The following is a 14,859-nucleotide window of genomic DNA, read 5'->3' on the forward strand; positions in this document are numbered from 1 at the left end:
CATTAATTTATTCTTTTAAAATAGACAAAAAAAAGCCTAACCCAATTCAAATTGGATCAGACTAATTCTTTGCAGTGATTGATTTCTTCTTTCGTTGCTTTTGGATAAATGGCAAGGCATACAGCATGAAGGCTGCAATATGGGCGAATGCAAGGTTTGCAACAAATAGGCTCCACAACGTCACATGTCCCCATCCTCCAAGTTCCGGAACGGCTACGTAATAAATAAACACTGCCCATAAGGCTATAACAAATGGGATATGAAGAACCGCCCACTTACGATGTTCTATCCAAAGAAATAGCGGAGTAGCCGTTGCGATAAATAGATATACAAGAAATACATCCATAGTAAATCCCTCCAATCAGATAGTAAACGCTTTCAATTATGGCGAAAAAAAGAATAATTTGTGAACGTTTTGTTACAATTAGTATACTACATTTTAGAGAAATTTCCAGCCCATTCATCATGTTTTTGACTAGTTTTCTAGAAATTAGGTTAATTGTAATGTTTACAAACGTTTTCACACATAATAAATGGAAATACATGTTGCCAAATTGTTCGCTATCTCTCATTTAATGGTATTCACCCCCATATTTCTTATATATTGAAAATTTAAAAATCCGGTGTACAGAGGGTGTAAAACATAGTACGATTGAAAAATCTTATTTTTTTGAAAGGAGGATCTTAGGTATGGCCAAAAAAGAACAATGGACTTCCAAGATTGGTTTCATTCTGGCGGCAGCCGGTTCTGCTATAGGGCTGGGTGCCATTTGGAAATTCCCGTATATGGCTGGTGCAAATGGAGGGGGTGTCTTCTTCTTACTCTTTATCCTTTTCACCGTTTTGATCGGTGCTCCCATTCTTTTGGCAGAGTTTGTCATCGGAAGACGGGCTGGAGCCGACGCTGTCACTTCCTATAAAAAGTTGGCTCCTCATTCCCATTGGCACTGGATCGGATATTTAGGAACGGTTGTTTCTTTTATCATATTATCGTTTTACAGTGTTGTGGGCGGATGGATCCTTTCTTACTTGGCCAGAAGTGTTACAGGCTCTTTAATTGGGAAAACCCAAGAGGAGTATGGAACCTTATTCGAAAGCATCATTGCAAATCCTAAGGAAGTGCTGATTGCACAATTCATCTTTATTGTGATCACAATACTTGTGGTACAAGGCGGGATTCAAAAAGGGATTGAACGTGCAAGTCGTTATATGATGCCGGCTTTATTTATCTTATTTATTATTTTAGTCGTCAGGTCCCTTACCTTGGAAGGCGCAATGGAAGGTGTCCGCTTCCTGTTATTGCCGGACTGGAGCTATTTGAATGGGGAAACGATGTTACTTGCGCTAGGACAGGCATTCTTTGCCCTTACTGTCGGACTCTCTGTCATGGTGACGTATGCATCTTATCTTTCAAAAGAAGATAGTATGCCACGGTCCGCCATCAGCGTATCCGGGTTAAATATCTTTATCTCATTATTGGCAGGATTGGTCATCTTCCCTGCTGTGTACGCCCTTGGTTTCCAACCGGATGAAGGACCTGGAATTGCTTTTGTTGTCCTGCCAGCCGTCTTTAATGAAATTGCTTTCGGCGGCATTTTCTTAACTGTATTTCTCATTTTATTATTGTTTGCAACCTTGACTTCCGCATTCTCCATACTTGAAATCGGAGTGGCTGCACTGTCAAAAGGAAATCAATCGAAACGAAAACCATTTACATGGTTAATCGGAATCCTTGTGTTTTTTGCAGGTATTCCAAGTGCCCTTTCATTTGGTGTATTCGATGATTTTCTCATTCAAGGAAAGAACTTCTTTGACTTTGCCGATTATATAACGAGCAATTTCGGATTGCCGATAGGGGCATTACTGATCAGTATATTCGTTTCCTACCGATTAAAGAGAGAAGATGTATGGAGCGAAATCCAATCCGGTTCGTCTATATCACCGGCCCTGTTCAATTGCTGGATCTTTCTATTGCGCTACATCGTACCCGTAGCCATTCTACTTGTTTTCATATCTTAAATGAGAGGTCCGTCCCTAAAGACGGACCTTTTATTTTTAACATTTTGTTCACTAGAAGGCGGGCTATTTTTTTCCAAATGGTGATAAACTATAGATATAAGGAAGATATTCTATGGGGAGGGACTTTAGCATGTCACACTTTGGTGAGAATTTAAGACGTGTACGCGAAGAGCGCAAATTATCTCAACAGGAGCTTGCTTTAAGGGCCAGATTAGGCACGAAGACGATTGAAAAGTATGAATCCGATCTGCAAATCCCTGATACACAAACAATTCTAAAGCTTTCAACCGTTCTTGATATACCAGCTTCCGAGCTGCTTGAACGGGAAGTCAAGGATCATCATCCGACCGGAGTTGATGTTGAAATGGAGCAGCTGATCAAAGAATTGGGTCCCAAACGAACGAAGTTGATCCTCCGCAAGGCAAAGGAATTCTCTGAAGATGATTTCCTGCGTGTGATGCAAATGTTATATGAGTTGAAATACGAAAAGAGCCAGCCTTAAAAACTTTTTATAAAATGATGTATAAATAATTGAAAAAGGGGTCATACTGAAAATAAGCTTTCTAAGTATTCCCCCTTTTGTTTTCATTTGTTGGACGATATTTCATCGTCCTATTTTTTTTTGCCCAAATTAAATAGGTGCCAGGCACAAATGTGTTTCTTTGTGCCTGGCACCCTTCATTTTCTAACTATGATTCTCAACAAATCTCTTCATCCGTTTCACAGCTTCCTGCAGCTGCTCCATACTTGAAGCATAAGAACAACGAATATATCCTTCTCCGCCTTTTCCGAACACATTACCAGGTACAACCGCAACTTTTTCTTCCATAAGAAGCTTTTCTGCGAATTCCTCTGAAGACATTCCTGTTTTCTTAACGGATGGAAAGGCATAGAAAGCTCCTCCCGGGGTGTGACAGGTTAATCCCAGTTCATTTAAAGAGTCCACAAAATAGTGGCGTCGATGGCGATAGCTTCGCTTCATTTCCATCACATCATCCATCCCTTTATCCAGTGCCTCCACCGCGGCATGTTGGGCAGGTGTAGACGCACACATCATGGCGTATTGATGAATTTTAAGTAATGACGAAGCGATCTCTTCAGGTGCACAAATATAACCCAGCCTCCAGCCCGTCATGGCAAACCCTTTAGAAAATCCATTGATCACAATGGTACGTTTTCTCATGTCCTTTAAAGATGCAATGGACACGTGGTGATGATCATAGGCCAGCTCAGAGTAAATTTCATCTGAAAGGACCACCAAATCATGCTTACGAATCACCTCTGCTAATTCCTCCAGGTTCTCTCTTTCAAGGACCGTCCCTGTTGGATTATTTGGCGAACAGAGTAAGACGGCTTTCGTTCTCGGGGAGATGGCTGCTTCAAGTTCTTCGGCTGTGACTTTGAAGTCATTTTCCGGCTTGGTTTCAACCGTTACAGGTACTCCCCCTGCCAATTGAACAAGTGGTACGTAGGAAACGAAGCTTGGCTCCACTACAATCACTTCATCTCCCTGATCAATGATTGCCCGCATACTGATATCAAGGGCTTGAGAGGCACCGACCGTCACAATGATCTCGTTTTTCGGATCATAGTCGACGGAGTATCCATCTTTCATATACGCAGCAATCTTTTCCCGGAGCTCAAGTAAGCCTGCGTTTGCTGTATATGAGGTATAGCCTTGCTCCAAGGACAGAATCGCGGCTTCTCGAACCGTCCATGAGGTAATGAAATCTGGTTCCCCAACCCCTAACGAAATGACGCCTTCCATATTTGCAGCCAAATCAAAGAATTTCCGGATACCGGAAGGCTTTAAGTTTTTCACTGATTGAGATATGTAAGAGGTCTTGGTTGTCATGGTGACACCACAATTCGTTTATCTTCACCATGATCACCAAAAATGGTTCCATCATGTTTGTATTTCTTTAATTGAAAGTGAGTTGTTGTAGATAATACAGAATCAAGAGTCGATAGCTTCTCAGACACAAAGGTAGCCACTTCGTGCATGGATCGGCCCTCCACCGTCACAGAAAGGTCATACGCCCCCGACATTAGATAGACGCTCTTCACTTCTTTGTAACGATAAATACGGTGAGCCACTTCATCAAATCCTACTCCTCTTTTTGGAGCGACTTTTACATCGATCATCGCCGTAACCCCTTCATGTCCTTCTACCTTGGACCAATCCACAACGGTACTGTATCTGACCAGAACATTGTCTTTTTCAAGCTTCTCAATCGCTTCCTCTATTTCATCTGTTGATACTTGAAGCATTTTCCCTAAATTCTCGGTGGAAATCCTGGCATCCTTCTGTAAAATCCTAACTAAATCCAGTTCCATTTCTCTTAGTTGCATTCTTCTTCCTCCTCATCACCACTAAATGGTTTTATTATATCAGAAGTCACTATTATGAAAAGAGGGTTCATCACTTTAAGGCTATTTTCCCCATTCCATCTATAATTACAATTGAATATGTTACAACTTTCAAATAGAGGTGTTAAATGAGTAAATACGGGTAAAATACCTGTAAGCCAGTAGAGAGGAGTGACGAAGTATGCAAGAACAAGATTTTGCAAAAGTGGTTCAAGTGAATGGTGCCAATGTTTACTTTGAACATCATCAGCATCCTACAGCCTCGGAAACCTTCGTCCTTCTTCATGGATTTCTATCGTCAACCTTTAGCTTTAGACGGCTTACACCTCTTTTGAAAGAAAATTATAATGTCATTTCCATCGATCTTCCTCCCTTTGGGAATAGCGAGAAAAACAACCGATTTATCTATTCTTACGACAACTTGGCCAACACGGTCATCGCCTTATTGGATCACTTGAATGTAAGGAATGTCCATTTAACTGGTCATTCAATGGGTGGTCAAATCGCTTTGAACGTGATGAAAAAAGCACCTTCATTAGTCGAAAAAGGCGTTCTCCTATGCAGTTCCGGCTATCTCAAGAAAATGAAGTGGCCTGTCACGATGCTAAGTCACATCCCCTTTTTCCATCTGTATGTAAAGCTGTGGCTAACTCGATCAGGTGTAAGGAATAATCTTGAAAATGTGGTACATGATTCAAAAATGATTGATGATGAAATGATGTTTGGATATTTGAAACCTTTTCTGGATGATGATATTTTCAAGGCCTTAACAAGGATGATTCGAGACCGTGAAGGAGATTTATCAGGGAACGACTTACGTAACATCCAAACACCGTGCCTCCTTGTTTGGGGAGAACATGACAGAGTGGTACCCCTATCCACGGGGCATAAGTTGAAACAGGATATCCCGAACTCAAGGCTGGTGGTCCTAGAGGAAACCGGTCATCTCGTTCCTGAAGAGAAGCCTGAGGAAGTATTGGAATACATTCATCAATTTGTATCTGCAAATGCGGCAGAGTTTTCCGACGATACTCAGACACAACCACTATACAAAAAAGGACTTTCCCAAGCGCTCATTTCTGAAACGTAGGGAGAAGTCCCTTTTTTATGTTACAAGTTAAATCGAACAAGATCCGCAATAAGGATAAACAAATAATTTTCATCTTTTTCGATTACATCATATGATTATATTAATCATTACATATTTAGAAAGGGGACAAATTTGTGAGTAAATTCGAAGAAATCATCAACCGAAAAGGGTCATCCTCCGTAAAGTGGGACCTGACGAAAACGGTATTTGGAAAAGACGATGTTTTGCCCATGTGGGTGGCAGATATGGATTTCCTTCCTCCACAAGATGTATTGGATGCCCTGCAGGAACGATTGAAGCACGGAATCTTTGGCTATACCTTTGTAGGGGATGAAACGGCATCAAGCATTAAAGACTGGGTACAAAATCGTCACGGCTGGGACATCGAGAAGACGTGGCTGCAGTACAGTCCAGGAGTCGTGCCGGCCATTTCAACCATTATTCAAGCCCTCACTGTACCCGGTGACAAAGTACTCATTCAGTCCCCCGTCTATACACCGTTTTTCAGCTTGGTGGAGGACAATGACCGGGAAATTGTCAATGCTCAATTAGAGTATAAAGACGGCAGCTATTCCATTGACTATCATGCCTTTGAAGAATCACTGAAAACAGGCGCAAAACTGTTCTTACTATGCAATCCACACAACCCGAGCGGACGTGTATGGAAAAAAGAAGAGCTTACGAAAATGGCTGAATTATGCCATCAGTACAATGTCGTGATCGTCTCGGATGAAATTCACTCAGATCTGGTATACGACACGCACAAGCATATTCCATTAGCATCTCTGAATGACTCGTTCCGGGATATAACGATCACGTGCATCGCACCAAGTAAAACCTTTAATCTCGCTGGATTACAGGCTTCAGCCATGATCACTCCCAATCCCGATCTCCGGGAAAAGATCGCCGCCATTCATAAAAAACAGGGCTTTTTCACTCTCAATACGTTTGGGATTGTTGGAATGGACGCAGCTTATCGCTTTGGTGGGGCATGGCTGGGAGAAATACTTGCGTACCTGCAGGAAAATGTGAAAGTCACGAAGGAGTTCATTGGGAAGCATTTACCCAATCTTCAAGTGGTGGACGCAGAAGGAACGTACCTGCTCTGGATTGATTGCACAAAGATGAATCTATCAGATGAAGAACTGAAGGAACGTCTATTGGATAAAGGAAAACTCGCATTGGAACCCGGAACGAAATACGGTCCTGGCGGGGAAGGCTTTGTACGAATGAATATTGCCTGTCCACGAGGGACGCTGATGGATGGGTTGGAAAGATTGCGAAAAGCTTTAAGCTGATGTTAAAAACGGGAAGAGTTGCCGGCAACTCTTCCCGTTTTTTGTATTAAAGAGGGGAGGTCATCGCTTTGATCGATTGGTATCCCTTTTCATCAGCTGGAATCTTAAAGATGTTATTACACAAATATCTTAGTGTGTTGATTAGAATAAGGACAAACCAATGAGTGTTGGGTTAATAAATTGGTTCAAGCATTGAATTGAGTGACCATCTGGAATGAAATCGGTTGGGGTAGAGGGTGTTAATTTCAACTTTTGCACGTTTTTTTTACTTTTCAAATTCTAATTGTACCAGGTGCAATTCGAATTATTTGTACCTGGTACAACTCGAATCATTTGTACCTGGTACAATTCGAACTATTTGTACCTGGTACACTGTGCTGCAAATCCGCACACACTCTACTTCTTTTTATCGCTCACAATTTCCCCGCAGGCAATACGTTTACCGGAATCACCAGAAGGCTGCGTCATGCCATCATCCTTATTTTCATCAATGATCAAAGAAGTACCTTCTTTTGTAAATAGAGATGTCTTCCCTTTTGTCAAGGTGACCCCCCCTGCCATCAGCTTTGCCTTTGTTGTCCCGTCATCATCCACGATGATATTAGGCAGGTCTCCTCCATGGGCCCCTTCAGGATGAAGAAGTCCATGTTTGGTGTCATCCGGATTGAAGTGATTCCCTGCAGATACAAAATCCGGACGTTTACATACTCCTTTTTCGTGGATATGAATCCCATGCTCACCCGGTGGCAGGCCTTCAAGATCCAAGCCGACTTCCACTCCGTCTGATTTCTCTTGCAGGGTGGCTTTTCCAAGTGAATCCCCGTTCTCATTTTTCATTTCCACTTCGACCTTTTTGGGGTTTTCAATGGCACATGCCCCAAGTAAAACACTCATCAAGATCATATATAATAGTGATAATTTTGTCATATCGCTCTTCCTCCAAATCTGCATACTCTTCCTCCATTGTTGACGTTTGAGGGAAAAAGTATTCCTTTTTTGCCCGAAAAGAAGCTGCAGGTTGGAGACGGTATTAGAAGAAAATCGGGGTGAATCAACACAACAAAAAAACACGCCTATATTTAAGCGTGTTTCATTCTTTTTATTCTGATTCCCTTTTACGCTGCCCCGCTTCCTCTTCCATCTTCTTCGTTTTCAATTCTTCACGTTTTGAAACCTTTATAATTAAACGGAACGTCAATAAGGCAGCTATTAAGAAGATGGCCATTGTAATGCTTGCCGGGATATATTCCGACTTATCTTCAGGAAAGTAAAGAAATAAATTTAATACATAAGAAGAAAGCATCGTAAGCTCCTTTCAAAAAACAAACTCTTCTTTTATTATACCAACACTGTAAAGGACAAACCAACTTGAATTCGGTCCGTTTTTAACGATTTATTGAACAGCCCCGGGAACAAGCCTCGACAATTTCCGAGGAAATACTTGTATATTCCTGCATATCCTGAACCTTCAAATCCTCCACGCTATAAAAAAAAGAGCCCTGAACCTCCAAAAGGGTTCACAGCTCTCTCATTCCTATTTTACAACCTTAATGCTTTCGATCACAACTTCTTCTTTTGGAAGGTCGTTCGCACCAACTTCTACGTTGGCAATTTCATCAACGATGTCCATTCCTTCAACCACTTGACCGAACACGGTGTGCTTTTGATCAAGCCAAGGCGTTCCACCATTCTTCATGTAAGCGTCAATGATTTCTGATGGGAATCCTGCTGATTTCATTTGCTCTTCAAACTGTGGATCGATGTCATCCTTCTGCACGATGAAGAATTGACTTCCATTCGAATCAGGACCTGCATTGGCCATGGAAAGGGCGCCACGAAGGTTGAACAATTCAGGTGAGAACTCATCTTCAAAGGATTCACCATAAATACTTTCTCCACCCGTTCCATTTCCATTCGGGTCTCCCCCCTGGATCATGAAGTCTTTGATCACGCGATGGAATTTCAGTCCGTCATAATAGCCGTTTTTACTATGAGTAATAAAGTTTTCAACTGTTTTAGGTGCCTGCTCGGGGAATAGCTTTATTTTAATCGTTCCCATTGAGGTTTTCATTTCTACTAATTTCTCGTTTTCAGCAACTTCTGTTGTAAGCTGAGGGAATGTCATTGTGTCATCTCCTTTGGATTCTTCCGCAGTATTCTTACTTTCCTCTGTTTGTTGTGTTTCTTCTTTAGCGGTATCTTCCTTCTCTGTTTGTCCACAAGAAGCAAGTACTAAACCTAGTAAAAATAGGATTACAATCATCAGACGCTTCATATATGTACCTCCACATGTTACCTTTATAGTAGTTATTTCTCAATTCATTCCGCTTTCATTATAATAGAGTTTGAAGTATTAGAGGAGGATTTTTTATGAAAAACATACAAATTGGTGATTATGTCACAGCTTTTTATAAAACCGGGAAGTATATCGGCGAGGTGACCGGAGAGCGGCCAGGTGCCTATGTGGTGAAGATTCTCTCAGTGTTAAAACACCCTCGACAAGGGGACCTGCATAATCCTCAGGAGGTGGATGTTCCACTGTTTCACGAGAGAAAAGCCCTTGCCCACCGTGAGCAGGCAAACATGCCGGAGAAAATGGTCAAGCCCTTTGATGGGAACATAGTAGACTATAATGAATCATTAGTGGCTGCCTACCTTACTCTTAAAAATGAGCTGGAAGCAGATTCTTCCCCTCACGCCCAAAAGAGCCTGGAAACACTCCAGTCCATTCAGAGAGAATATGAATTGATGTACAGTCTGACATTTTAACCCAAAATGAGGGACGGACCTTAGTAAGGTCCGTCCCTCATTTCATCATGCAAGCTGATTGTAAAATTTGGAGAGGTCGATTCTGTCCCCTATGGTTGTGGGTTCAGCTTTATCGAGGTATTTTTTGTCTTTTTCGACCAGATTGTAGATATGGTGGGTGGTGAGGGCATCATCTAATGCTTTATGATGTTTTCCGACTCCTTCTCTACCGTATTCCTGAACTGCTTTCCATAGCCCCGTTTGGTTTTGATCACCAAAGAAGCGTTTATATTCCATGGACAAGTCGACGAATTGAGCTTGGAAAGGAAATGGAATATCAGTCTGGGAACAATTATCCCTCAGTACCTTCATATCCATGTTTCCCCACGTTACTACCTTCTCGACTCCCCTTGCATTTAAACCGTTAAAATAGTCGATCAAGCAATGAAACGATATTCCCGTATCGACTTCTTGCTGATTGATCGATAAGAACCGTTTACAGCGATTGGTTAGTTTGGGAAACGCAGTCGGTTTCACATAAGATGAAAACGTATCTGACACTTTCCCATTCTGAACCACCACTACACCAGCTTCGATAATCTCTGGATAAAAACCTTTGGGGACTCTATGTCGTTCCGGCATAGAAAACTCAAAATCTATGAACACAAGCTGATCCGCTTTCGCCACAATACTCCCTCCTCAAAATGTGGATAAGACCCCAATTTATCTATAATAAATAGAATGCAAAAATAATGGTACACACGTCACTTTCCCATACTTCTTATTCTTACATTATATCATGTTGAACCTAGAAATTATGACTAATTCCCGGTTTTCACCGTGAATAAATGTTCTTCGTTGGACTGGAGACTGTATCTTTAATAAAATGAATATTTAGGTATGCGAAATAAATATCACATAGAAGGTGTTAACCATTTCAATCAAAAAAAAGAATTTAACGATTATGCTTTTGGCCAATTTCCTGGTAGCGGCAAGCGCGACAATGGTCTTGCCGTTTTTATCCCTTTATATCGAAACCTTTGGTACGTACAGTGAAGAATATGTACAGCGCTGGTCAGGGTTTGTGTTTGGGGTTACATTTTTAACGGCTTTCTTTATTTCTCCATTATGGGGACGGATCGGAGACCGTTTCGGGTATAAGCCGATCCTCCTTATTACAGGGTACGGAATCGCTGCGTCCATTTTTCTAATGGGCTTTATGGATTCGGTGTGGGGACTCTTTCTGCTTCGAATGGTCATGGGGGCTGTGACAGGCTTCATCCCTACCTCAATGGCCCTTATTTCCGCCCAGACCCCCAAGGAAGAAGCAGGTCGCACATTGGGGACCTTGCAAATGGGAACCGTGTCAGGAGGGTTATTCGGTCCGGTGATTGGTGGGATCCTCGCCGATAATGTGGGCTTTTCCTACACGTTTATTTTCACCTCCATTGCCATTGCCGTAGCAGCAACTGTTGTATTAATAGGCATTAATGAGCAACGGAGCAAAGAGCAACAGAATCAACGAAACCAGTATTCAAGTAAAGAAGTGCTTCACCATATTTTCAGTCACAAATTATTAGTGACGGTTCTATTACTGTCATTCCTTATCCAGGTTGCGAATTTTAGCATCCAGCCTCTTCTCGCCCTTTATGTAGACGAACTTACCTCTTCTACGAATCTGGCATTTCTGGCGGGAATTGCTTTCTCTGCTACCGGATTTGGTAATTTACTCGCGACCAGACGGTGGGGTCAGCTTGGTGATGATATTGGTTATGAAAAAGTTTTATCGATTCTCCTTGTTCTGGCATCTATTTTCATCGTGCCTCAAGCACTTGCTGTTGAACTTTGGCAACTCGTCCTGTTCCGTTTCTTGTTTGGGATCGCGATTGGCGGGATGATTCCTTGTGTGACGGCTTATATCCGTCAGGAAGCCCCTATAAGCATGCAAGGGGAAGTGCTTGGATACAATCAAAGCTTTCGTTTTCTTGGAAACGTGGTTGGACCTGCTTTCGGAGGGGTTGTGTCAGGATATATTGGTATTTCTTCCGTTTTTTATGTAACAGGTGCTTTATTCTTGGGCGCGTTTGGATTACTATGGTGGAGTATACGTCATTCTGAAACAACCAGCCATGTGAAAGATTACTAGAAAAGTAGAGTGAGAAATGAGAGTTTTCGCAGGTTATATAACGGTTATTAGTTTTATGCTCATATTTTTTACCACATTATTTTTTACGACGGATGAATTAAACAAAGTACAAAGCTTTCAAAAGGAACTGGAACTCGCTGTAAGTGTAGATACCATAGACCTTAATCGGACGAGCTTACTCCTCGACCAAAACGGGCATGTCTTTTCAGAGGTGAACCGTCCCTATCGTTTATATGTTTCGGATGAACAGATTCCTCCCTTTATGGAGGAAATTCTAGTCGCGTCAGAGGATCAGAACTTTTATGAACACGTTGGATTTGATGCCGGAGCGATTCTTCGAGCTGTTGTGAAAAATTTAGTGTTTACCCACATTCAACAGGGTGGGAGCACGATTACACAGCAGCTCGCAAGAAATTTATATCTAGGTCAGGAAAAAACGTACAATCGTAAATTGACCGAGTTATTTTATGCCCATGAAATTGAAAAATCATTATCAAAAGATGAAATTTTAGAGCTTTATCTGAATGTCATTTACTTCAGTAATGGTGTTTATGGGATTGAAACTGCGTCACAGTACTACTTTCAGAAGAGTGTAACGGAACTCAATCAGGCAGAGATGGCGTTCATTGCATCGATTCCCAATAACCCGGGAAAATATGATCCCATCGATCATTTCGATCAAACGAAAGTTCGTCAGGAGCGCCTCCTGGATATTCTAGTGGCTACGTCCAAGCTTTCTAAAGAACAGGCGGAAAAACTAAAAAAAGTTCCGATTAGTTTAAACGTTCGTAAGAAAAAAGACTTATACCCTGACTACGCTTTTTACGTTGAAAACGAATTAAAAGAACTGATCTCCATGCACGAGGGGTACAAATTGGAATTAGAAAATGCAGAATCTCCTGAAGAAAAGGAAAGGATCGCTCAGAAGCTTGAGGAACGTTTTCAGGAAGTGATTTCCTCAGGTGTCCGGATTCAAACTGCTTTAAATCCAGCTCTTCAACAAAAAAGTGTTCAAGCCTTAAATGATAATTTACAGAAAGAGCTACAGGGAGCCACTATCACCATCGACAACAAGACAAGGAACATTGTGGCCTTGTCCGGCGGCAGGGAGTATCAGAAATACAATTTTCATCATGCATTTCAAGCCTTCAGGCAACCAGGATCAGCGATAAAACCACTTCTTGTATATGGGCCATATATTGAGAAATACCAGGCTTCCATTACAGATAAAGTGAATGCGAACCGGTACTGCATCGGTGATTATTGCCCTATAAACTATGGAGGGGTTCAGCCTGGTAACGTGACGTTAAAACAATCGCTGGCGCAATCCTATAACAGTTCGGCACTTCGATTGCTGGAAAGAGTCGGAATAGAGGAAGCCTTTAAATCCCTATCTGCTTTTTCATTTAAAAAGGTCTCAAACGAGGACAAAACGTTTGCTTCATCGGTTGGAGGATTCACTTATGGAATGAGCCCTTTGGAATTAACCGATGCCTATACATCTTTTATTGATGGGAATTACCAGGAGAGTCATGCCATTATTCACGTGAAAGACAATAACGGTAAGATTCTTTATAAATGGAAGAATGATCAGAAGAAGGTATGGTCCGCAGATACAACATCCAAAATAAGAAAAATGCTGGGCGAAGCAGCTACTTCGGGAACCGGAAGGACAGCTTACGTTTCAAAACCTTATGTGGGAATCAAAACCGGAACCACCAATAACTATCATGACTACTGGGTGATGGGATTAACAGACACCTTCACTACTGGAGTATGGGTCGGGCACGACATCCCCCGGAACATGAGTCAGATCGAGCAACAGCGGCCAAGTCATAAGATTTGGAAAAGAATCATGGAATAACAAAAGAGTCTTCAGCATGTGCCGAAGACTCTTTTGTTACTAAAATTTCACCTTCGACATCACTGGCAAACTCGCCATCACCCCGTTGTATAATTTCAAAAAAACAAAGAATATCGTTAAGAATAAGGATGACCACGAGAACACCTGTAAACTGACGACTCCGATGATTCCCATTTTCGAGAGGGATGGACTTATTTTATAAACAAAATAAATAAAATACACGATGGAGCTTAAAGTAAATATGATCAAAAGTCCCAGGAAGGATTTCAGACTCAGGACAGACACGAGGCCACCGATAAAGTAAATCATCGAGCCTGTTCGAACGCGGTTATACAATAAACCATTCGAATCCATGGAGAAAAACAGCATGGATACACCATTGATCGTCTCCGCTATCAGCTTCAAGGCAGCAAACACCATAAAAAAAGCAACCATTAACAAAATCAAAATGGCGAGCTTTAATTGCATATCCGATAAAAACTCCCTCATTCCGGGATAGACACCAATTTTCTTGAAGATGTCTACAAACACTTCCACACCATATACGGAAAACGTAAGGCTAAATAATAATATAGAAAAAAGAGGCAAGTAACTTGTTAAGTATGTATTTTTCAATCAAAACTCTCCCATAACGATTCTTCAACCACTCTCATCATAATCGTTTATGAGTATCTTGAAAAGGGTATAGAAACAGAAGGAACAATGACTATATACCTATCATTCATTTCGTGAAAATGACAAAAAGACTGCCCCTTCCATTCATTGCAGAAAGGACAGAACCTTATTGTTGGGTCTCAGGGCCAGAATGCGGCACGACTCGAATATATTCCCGCGATCCAAATGGTTGTCTTTGAGGAATGGGATCTCTCGTTACTTCTTCTTCCACTTCTTCTGTTTCACCATATTGAACCGGCCTGATATTCATACTGGTAGGGTCTTCAATTTCAATGATTCCTCTATTAAACCGATCTTGTGATTCAATTAACCACGCAAAGCCAAAAAAAGTAAAGAATATGGTCGTAACCGCTACAGTTTTCTTTTTCATAACTTCACCACCTTATGGATAGGATTCTCCAATTAGACCGAAACTATTCTTGAGCTCGAGTAATTCAGAAAAAATCTAACAATTTTTCAGGTGTATTTTCCGTCTGTCTTCATATTTAATACTTCATGAACAATCTGATACGAACGGAATCCTCAGTAATGCAAGCATTTATTTTTTACGTTATAATGCTCTTTGAGGTTCAGCTTCGGTCGAGGTTTTTGAAAGAAGATGCTTGTTTAAAAACTGGAAAGACATTAGACCATGCTTTAGAATAAATGA

Annotated in this window: 16 protein-coding genes; 7 read left to right on the forward strand and 9 right to left on the reverse strand. The window is 41.4% G+C overall.

All coding sequences use genetic code 11. The features are described from left to right. Nucleotides 1-61 precede the first annotated feature (61 nt). Entirely contained in the window at nucleotides 62-346 is a 285-nt protein-coding gene (locus AAEM60_RS18920; protein ID WP_341356877.1) for a spore morphogenesis/germination protein YwcE, read from the reverse strand. A 344-nt stretch (nucleotides 347-690) separates the two neighbouring features. Between AAEM60_RS18920 and AAEM60_RS18925 the strand changes: the two genes are divergently transcribed. Together AAEM60_RS18925 and AAEM60_RS18930 are read left to right on the forward strand one after the other, a co-directional pair. Continuing rightward, on the forward strand, nucleotides 691-2,019 hold the full coding sequence (locus tag AAEM60_RS18925) for a sodium-dependent transporter (RefSeq protein WP_341356878.1): 1,329 nt from the start codon (nucleotides 691-693) through the stop codon (nucleotides 2,017-2,019). A 130-nt stretch (nucleotides 2,020-2,149) separates the two neighbouring features. Then, complete coding sequence (locus tag AAEM60_RS18930; RefSeq protein ID WP_299743838.1) at nucleotides 2,150-2,521, forward strand: helix-turn-helix transcriptional regulator; 372 nt, start codon at nucleotides 2,150-2,152, stop codon at nucleotides 2,519-2,521. Between the two features lie 183 nt (nucleotides 2,522-2,704). Here the strand turns inward: AAEM60_RS18930 and AAEM60_RS18935 are convergent, their stop codons facing one another. Beyond that, a complete protein-coding gene (locus AAEM60_RS18935) occupies nucleotides 2,705-3,874 on the reverse strand; it encodes an aminotransferase (protein ID WP_341356879.1) in 1,170 nt (389 codons plus the stop codon). After that, a complete protein-coding gene (locus AAEM60_RS18940; RefSeq protein WP_299743832.1) occupies nucleotides 3,871-4,371 on the reverse strand; it encodes an Lrp/AsnC family transcriptional regulator in 501 nt (166 codons plus the stop codon). Before AAEM60_RS18940 ends, AAEM60_RS18935 begins: the two co-directional genes overlap by 4 nt. Before the next feature lie 199 nt (nucleotides 4,372-4,570). On the opposite strand from AAEM60_RS18940, the gene AAEM60_RS18945 reads away from it, so the two are divergent. Both AAEM60_RS18945 and AAEM60_RS18950 read left to right on the forward strand, forming a co-directional pair. After that, nucleotides 4,571-5,479, forward strand: coding sequence for an alpha/beta hydrolase (locus AAEM60_RS18945; protein ID WP_341356880.1), 909 nt, complete (start codon nucleotides 4,571-4,573; stop codon nucleotides 5,477-5,479). A 134-nt stretch (nucleotides 5,480-5,613) separates the two neighbouring features. Beyond that, nucleotides 5,614-6,777 carry a MalY/PatB family protein gene (locus AAEM60_RS18950; protein WP_299743826.1) on the forward strand — a complete coding sequence of 388 codons (1,164 nt, stop codon included), beginning with the start codon at nucleotides 5,614-5,616 and terminating at the stop codon, nucleotides 6,775-6,777. A 396-nt stretch (nucleotides 6,778-7,173) separates the two neighbouring features. Here the strand turns inward: AAEM60_RS18950 and AAEM60_RS18955 are convergent, their stop codons facing one another. From AAEM60_RS18955 to AAEM60_RS18965, 3 genes are all read right to left on the reverse strand, one after another. Continuing rightward, on the reverse strand, nucleotides 7,174-7,704 hold the full coding sequence (locus AAEM60_RS18955) for a superoxide dismutase family protein (RefSeq protein ID WP_299743823.1): 531 nt from the start codon (nucleotides 7,702-7,704) through the stop codon (nucleotides 7,174-7,176). 172 nt (nucleotides 7,705-7,876) lie between these two features. Further along, nucleotides 7,877-8,080, reverse strand: coding sequence for a hypothetical protein (locus AAEM60_RS18960; protein ID WP_299743820.1), 204 nt, complete (start codon nucleotides 8,078-8,080; stop codon nucleotides 7,877-7,879). A 231-nt stretch (nucleotides 8,081-8,311) separates the two neighbouring features. Next, entirely contained in the window at nucleotides 8,312-9,052 is a 741-nt protein-coding gene (locus AAEM60_RS18965) for a peptidylprolyl isomerase (protein WP_299743817.1), read from the reverse strand. A 95-nt stretch (nucleotides 9,053-9,147) separates the two neighbouring features. Between AAEM60_RS18965 and AAEM60_RS18970 the strand changes: the two genes are divergently transcribed. Next, a complete protein-coding gene (locus AAEM60_RS18970; protein ID WP_299743813.1) occupies nucleotides 9,148-9,546 on the forward strand; it encodes a kinase-associated lipoprotein B in 399 nt (132 codons plus the stop codon). A gap of 45 nt (nucleotides 9,547-9,591) precedes the next feature. Here AAEM60_RS18970 and kapD read toward each other — a convergent pair whose 3' ends face one another. Next, a complete protein-coding gene (kapD, locus tag AAEM60_RS18975; protein ID WP_299743810.1) occupies nucleotides 9,592-10,212 on the reverse strand; it encodes a 3'-5' exonuclease KapD in 621 nt (206 codons plus the stop codon). A gap of 247 nt (nucleotides 10,213-10,459) precedes the next feature. Between kapD and AAEM60_RS18980 the strand changes: the two genes are divergently transcribed. Next, a complete protein-coding gene (locus AAEM60_RS18980) occupies nucleotides 10,460-11,671 on the forward strand; it encodes an MFS transporter (RefSeq protein WP_341358023.1) in 1,212 nt (403 codons plus the stop codon). 16 nt (nucleotides 11,672-11,687) lie between these two features. Next, nucleotides 11,688-13,535 (forward strand): transglycosylase domain-containing protein, encoded by a 1,848-nt coding sequence (locus AAEM60_RS18985; protein ID WP_299743807.1) that lies wholly within the window; start codon nucleotides 11,688-11,690, stop codon nucleotides 13,533-13,535. Between the two features lie 39 nt (nucleotides 13,536-13,574). Here the strand turns inward: AAEM60_RS18985 and AAEM60_RS18990 are convergent, their stop codons facing one another. Continuing rightward, complete coding sequence (locus tag AAEM60_RS18990) at nucleotides 13,575-14,150, reverse strand: DUF5366 family protein (protein ID WP_299743804.1); 576 nt, start codon at nucleotides 14,148-14,150, stop codon at nucleotides 13,575-13,577. A gap of 166 nt (nucleotides 14,151-14,316) precedes the next feature. Beyond that, nucleotides 14,317-14,580, reverse strand: coding sequence for a hypothetical protein (locus AAEM60_RS18995; protein WP_299743802.1), 264 nt, complete (start codon nucleotides 14,578-14,580; stop codon nucleotides 14,317-14,319). Between the last annotated feature and the right edge of the window lie 279 nt (nucleotides 14,581-14,859).

This window comes from Rossellomorea sp. y25 (genome assembly GCF_038049935.1).
In the GTDB taxonomy this organism is placed as follows: domain Bacteria; phylum Bacillota; class Bacilli; order Bacillales; family Bacillaceae_B; genus Rossellomorea.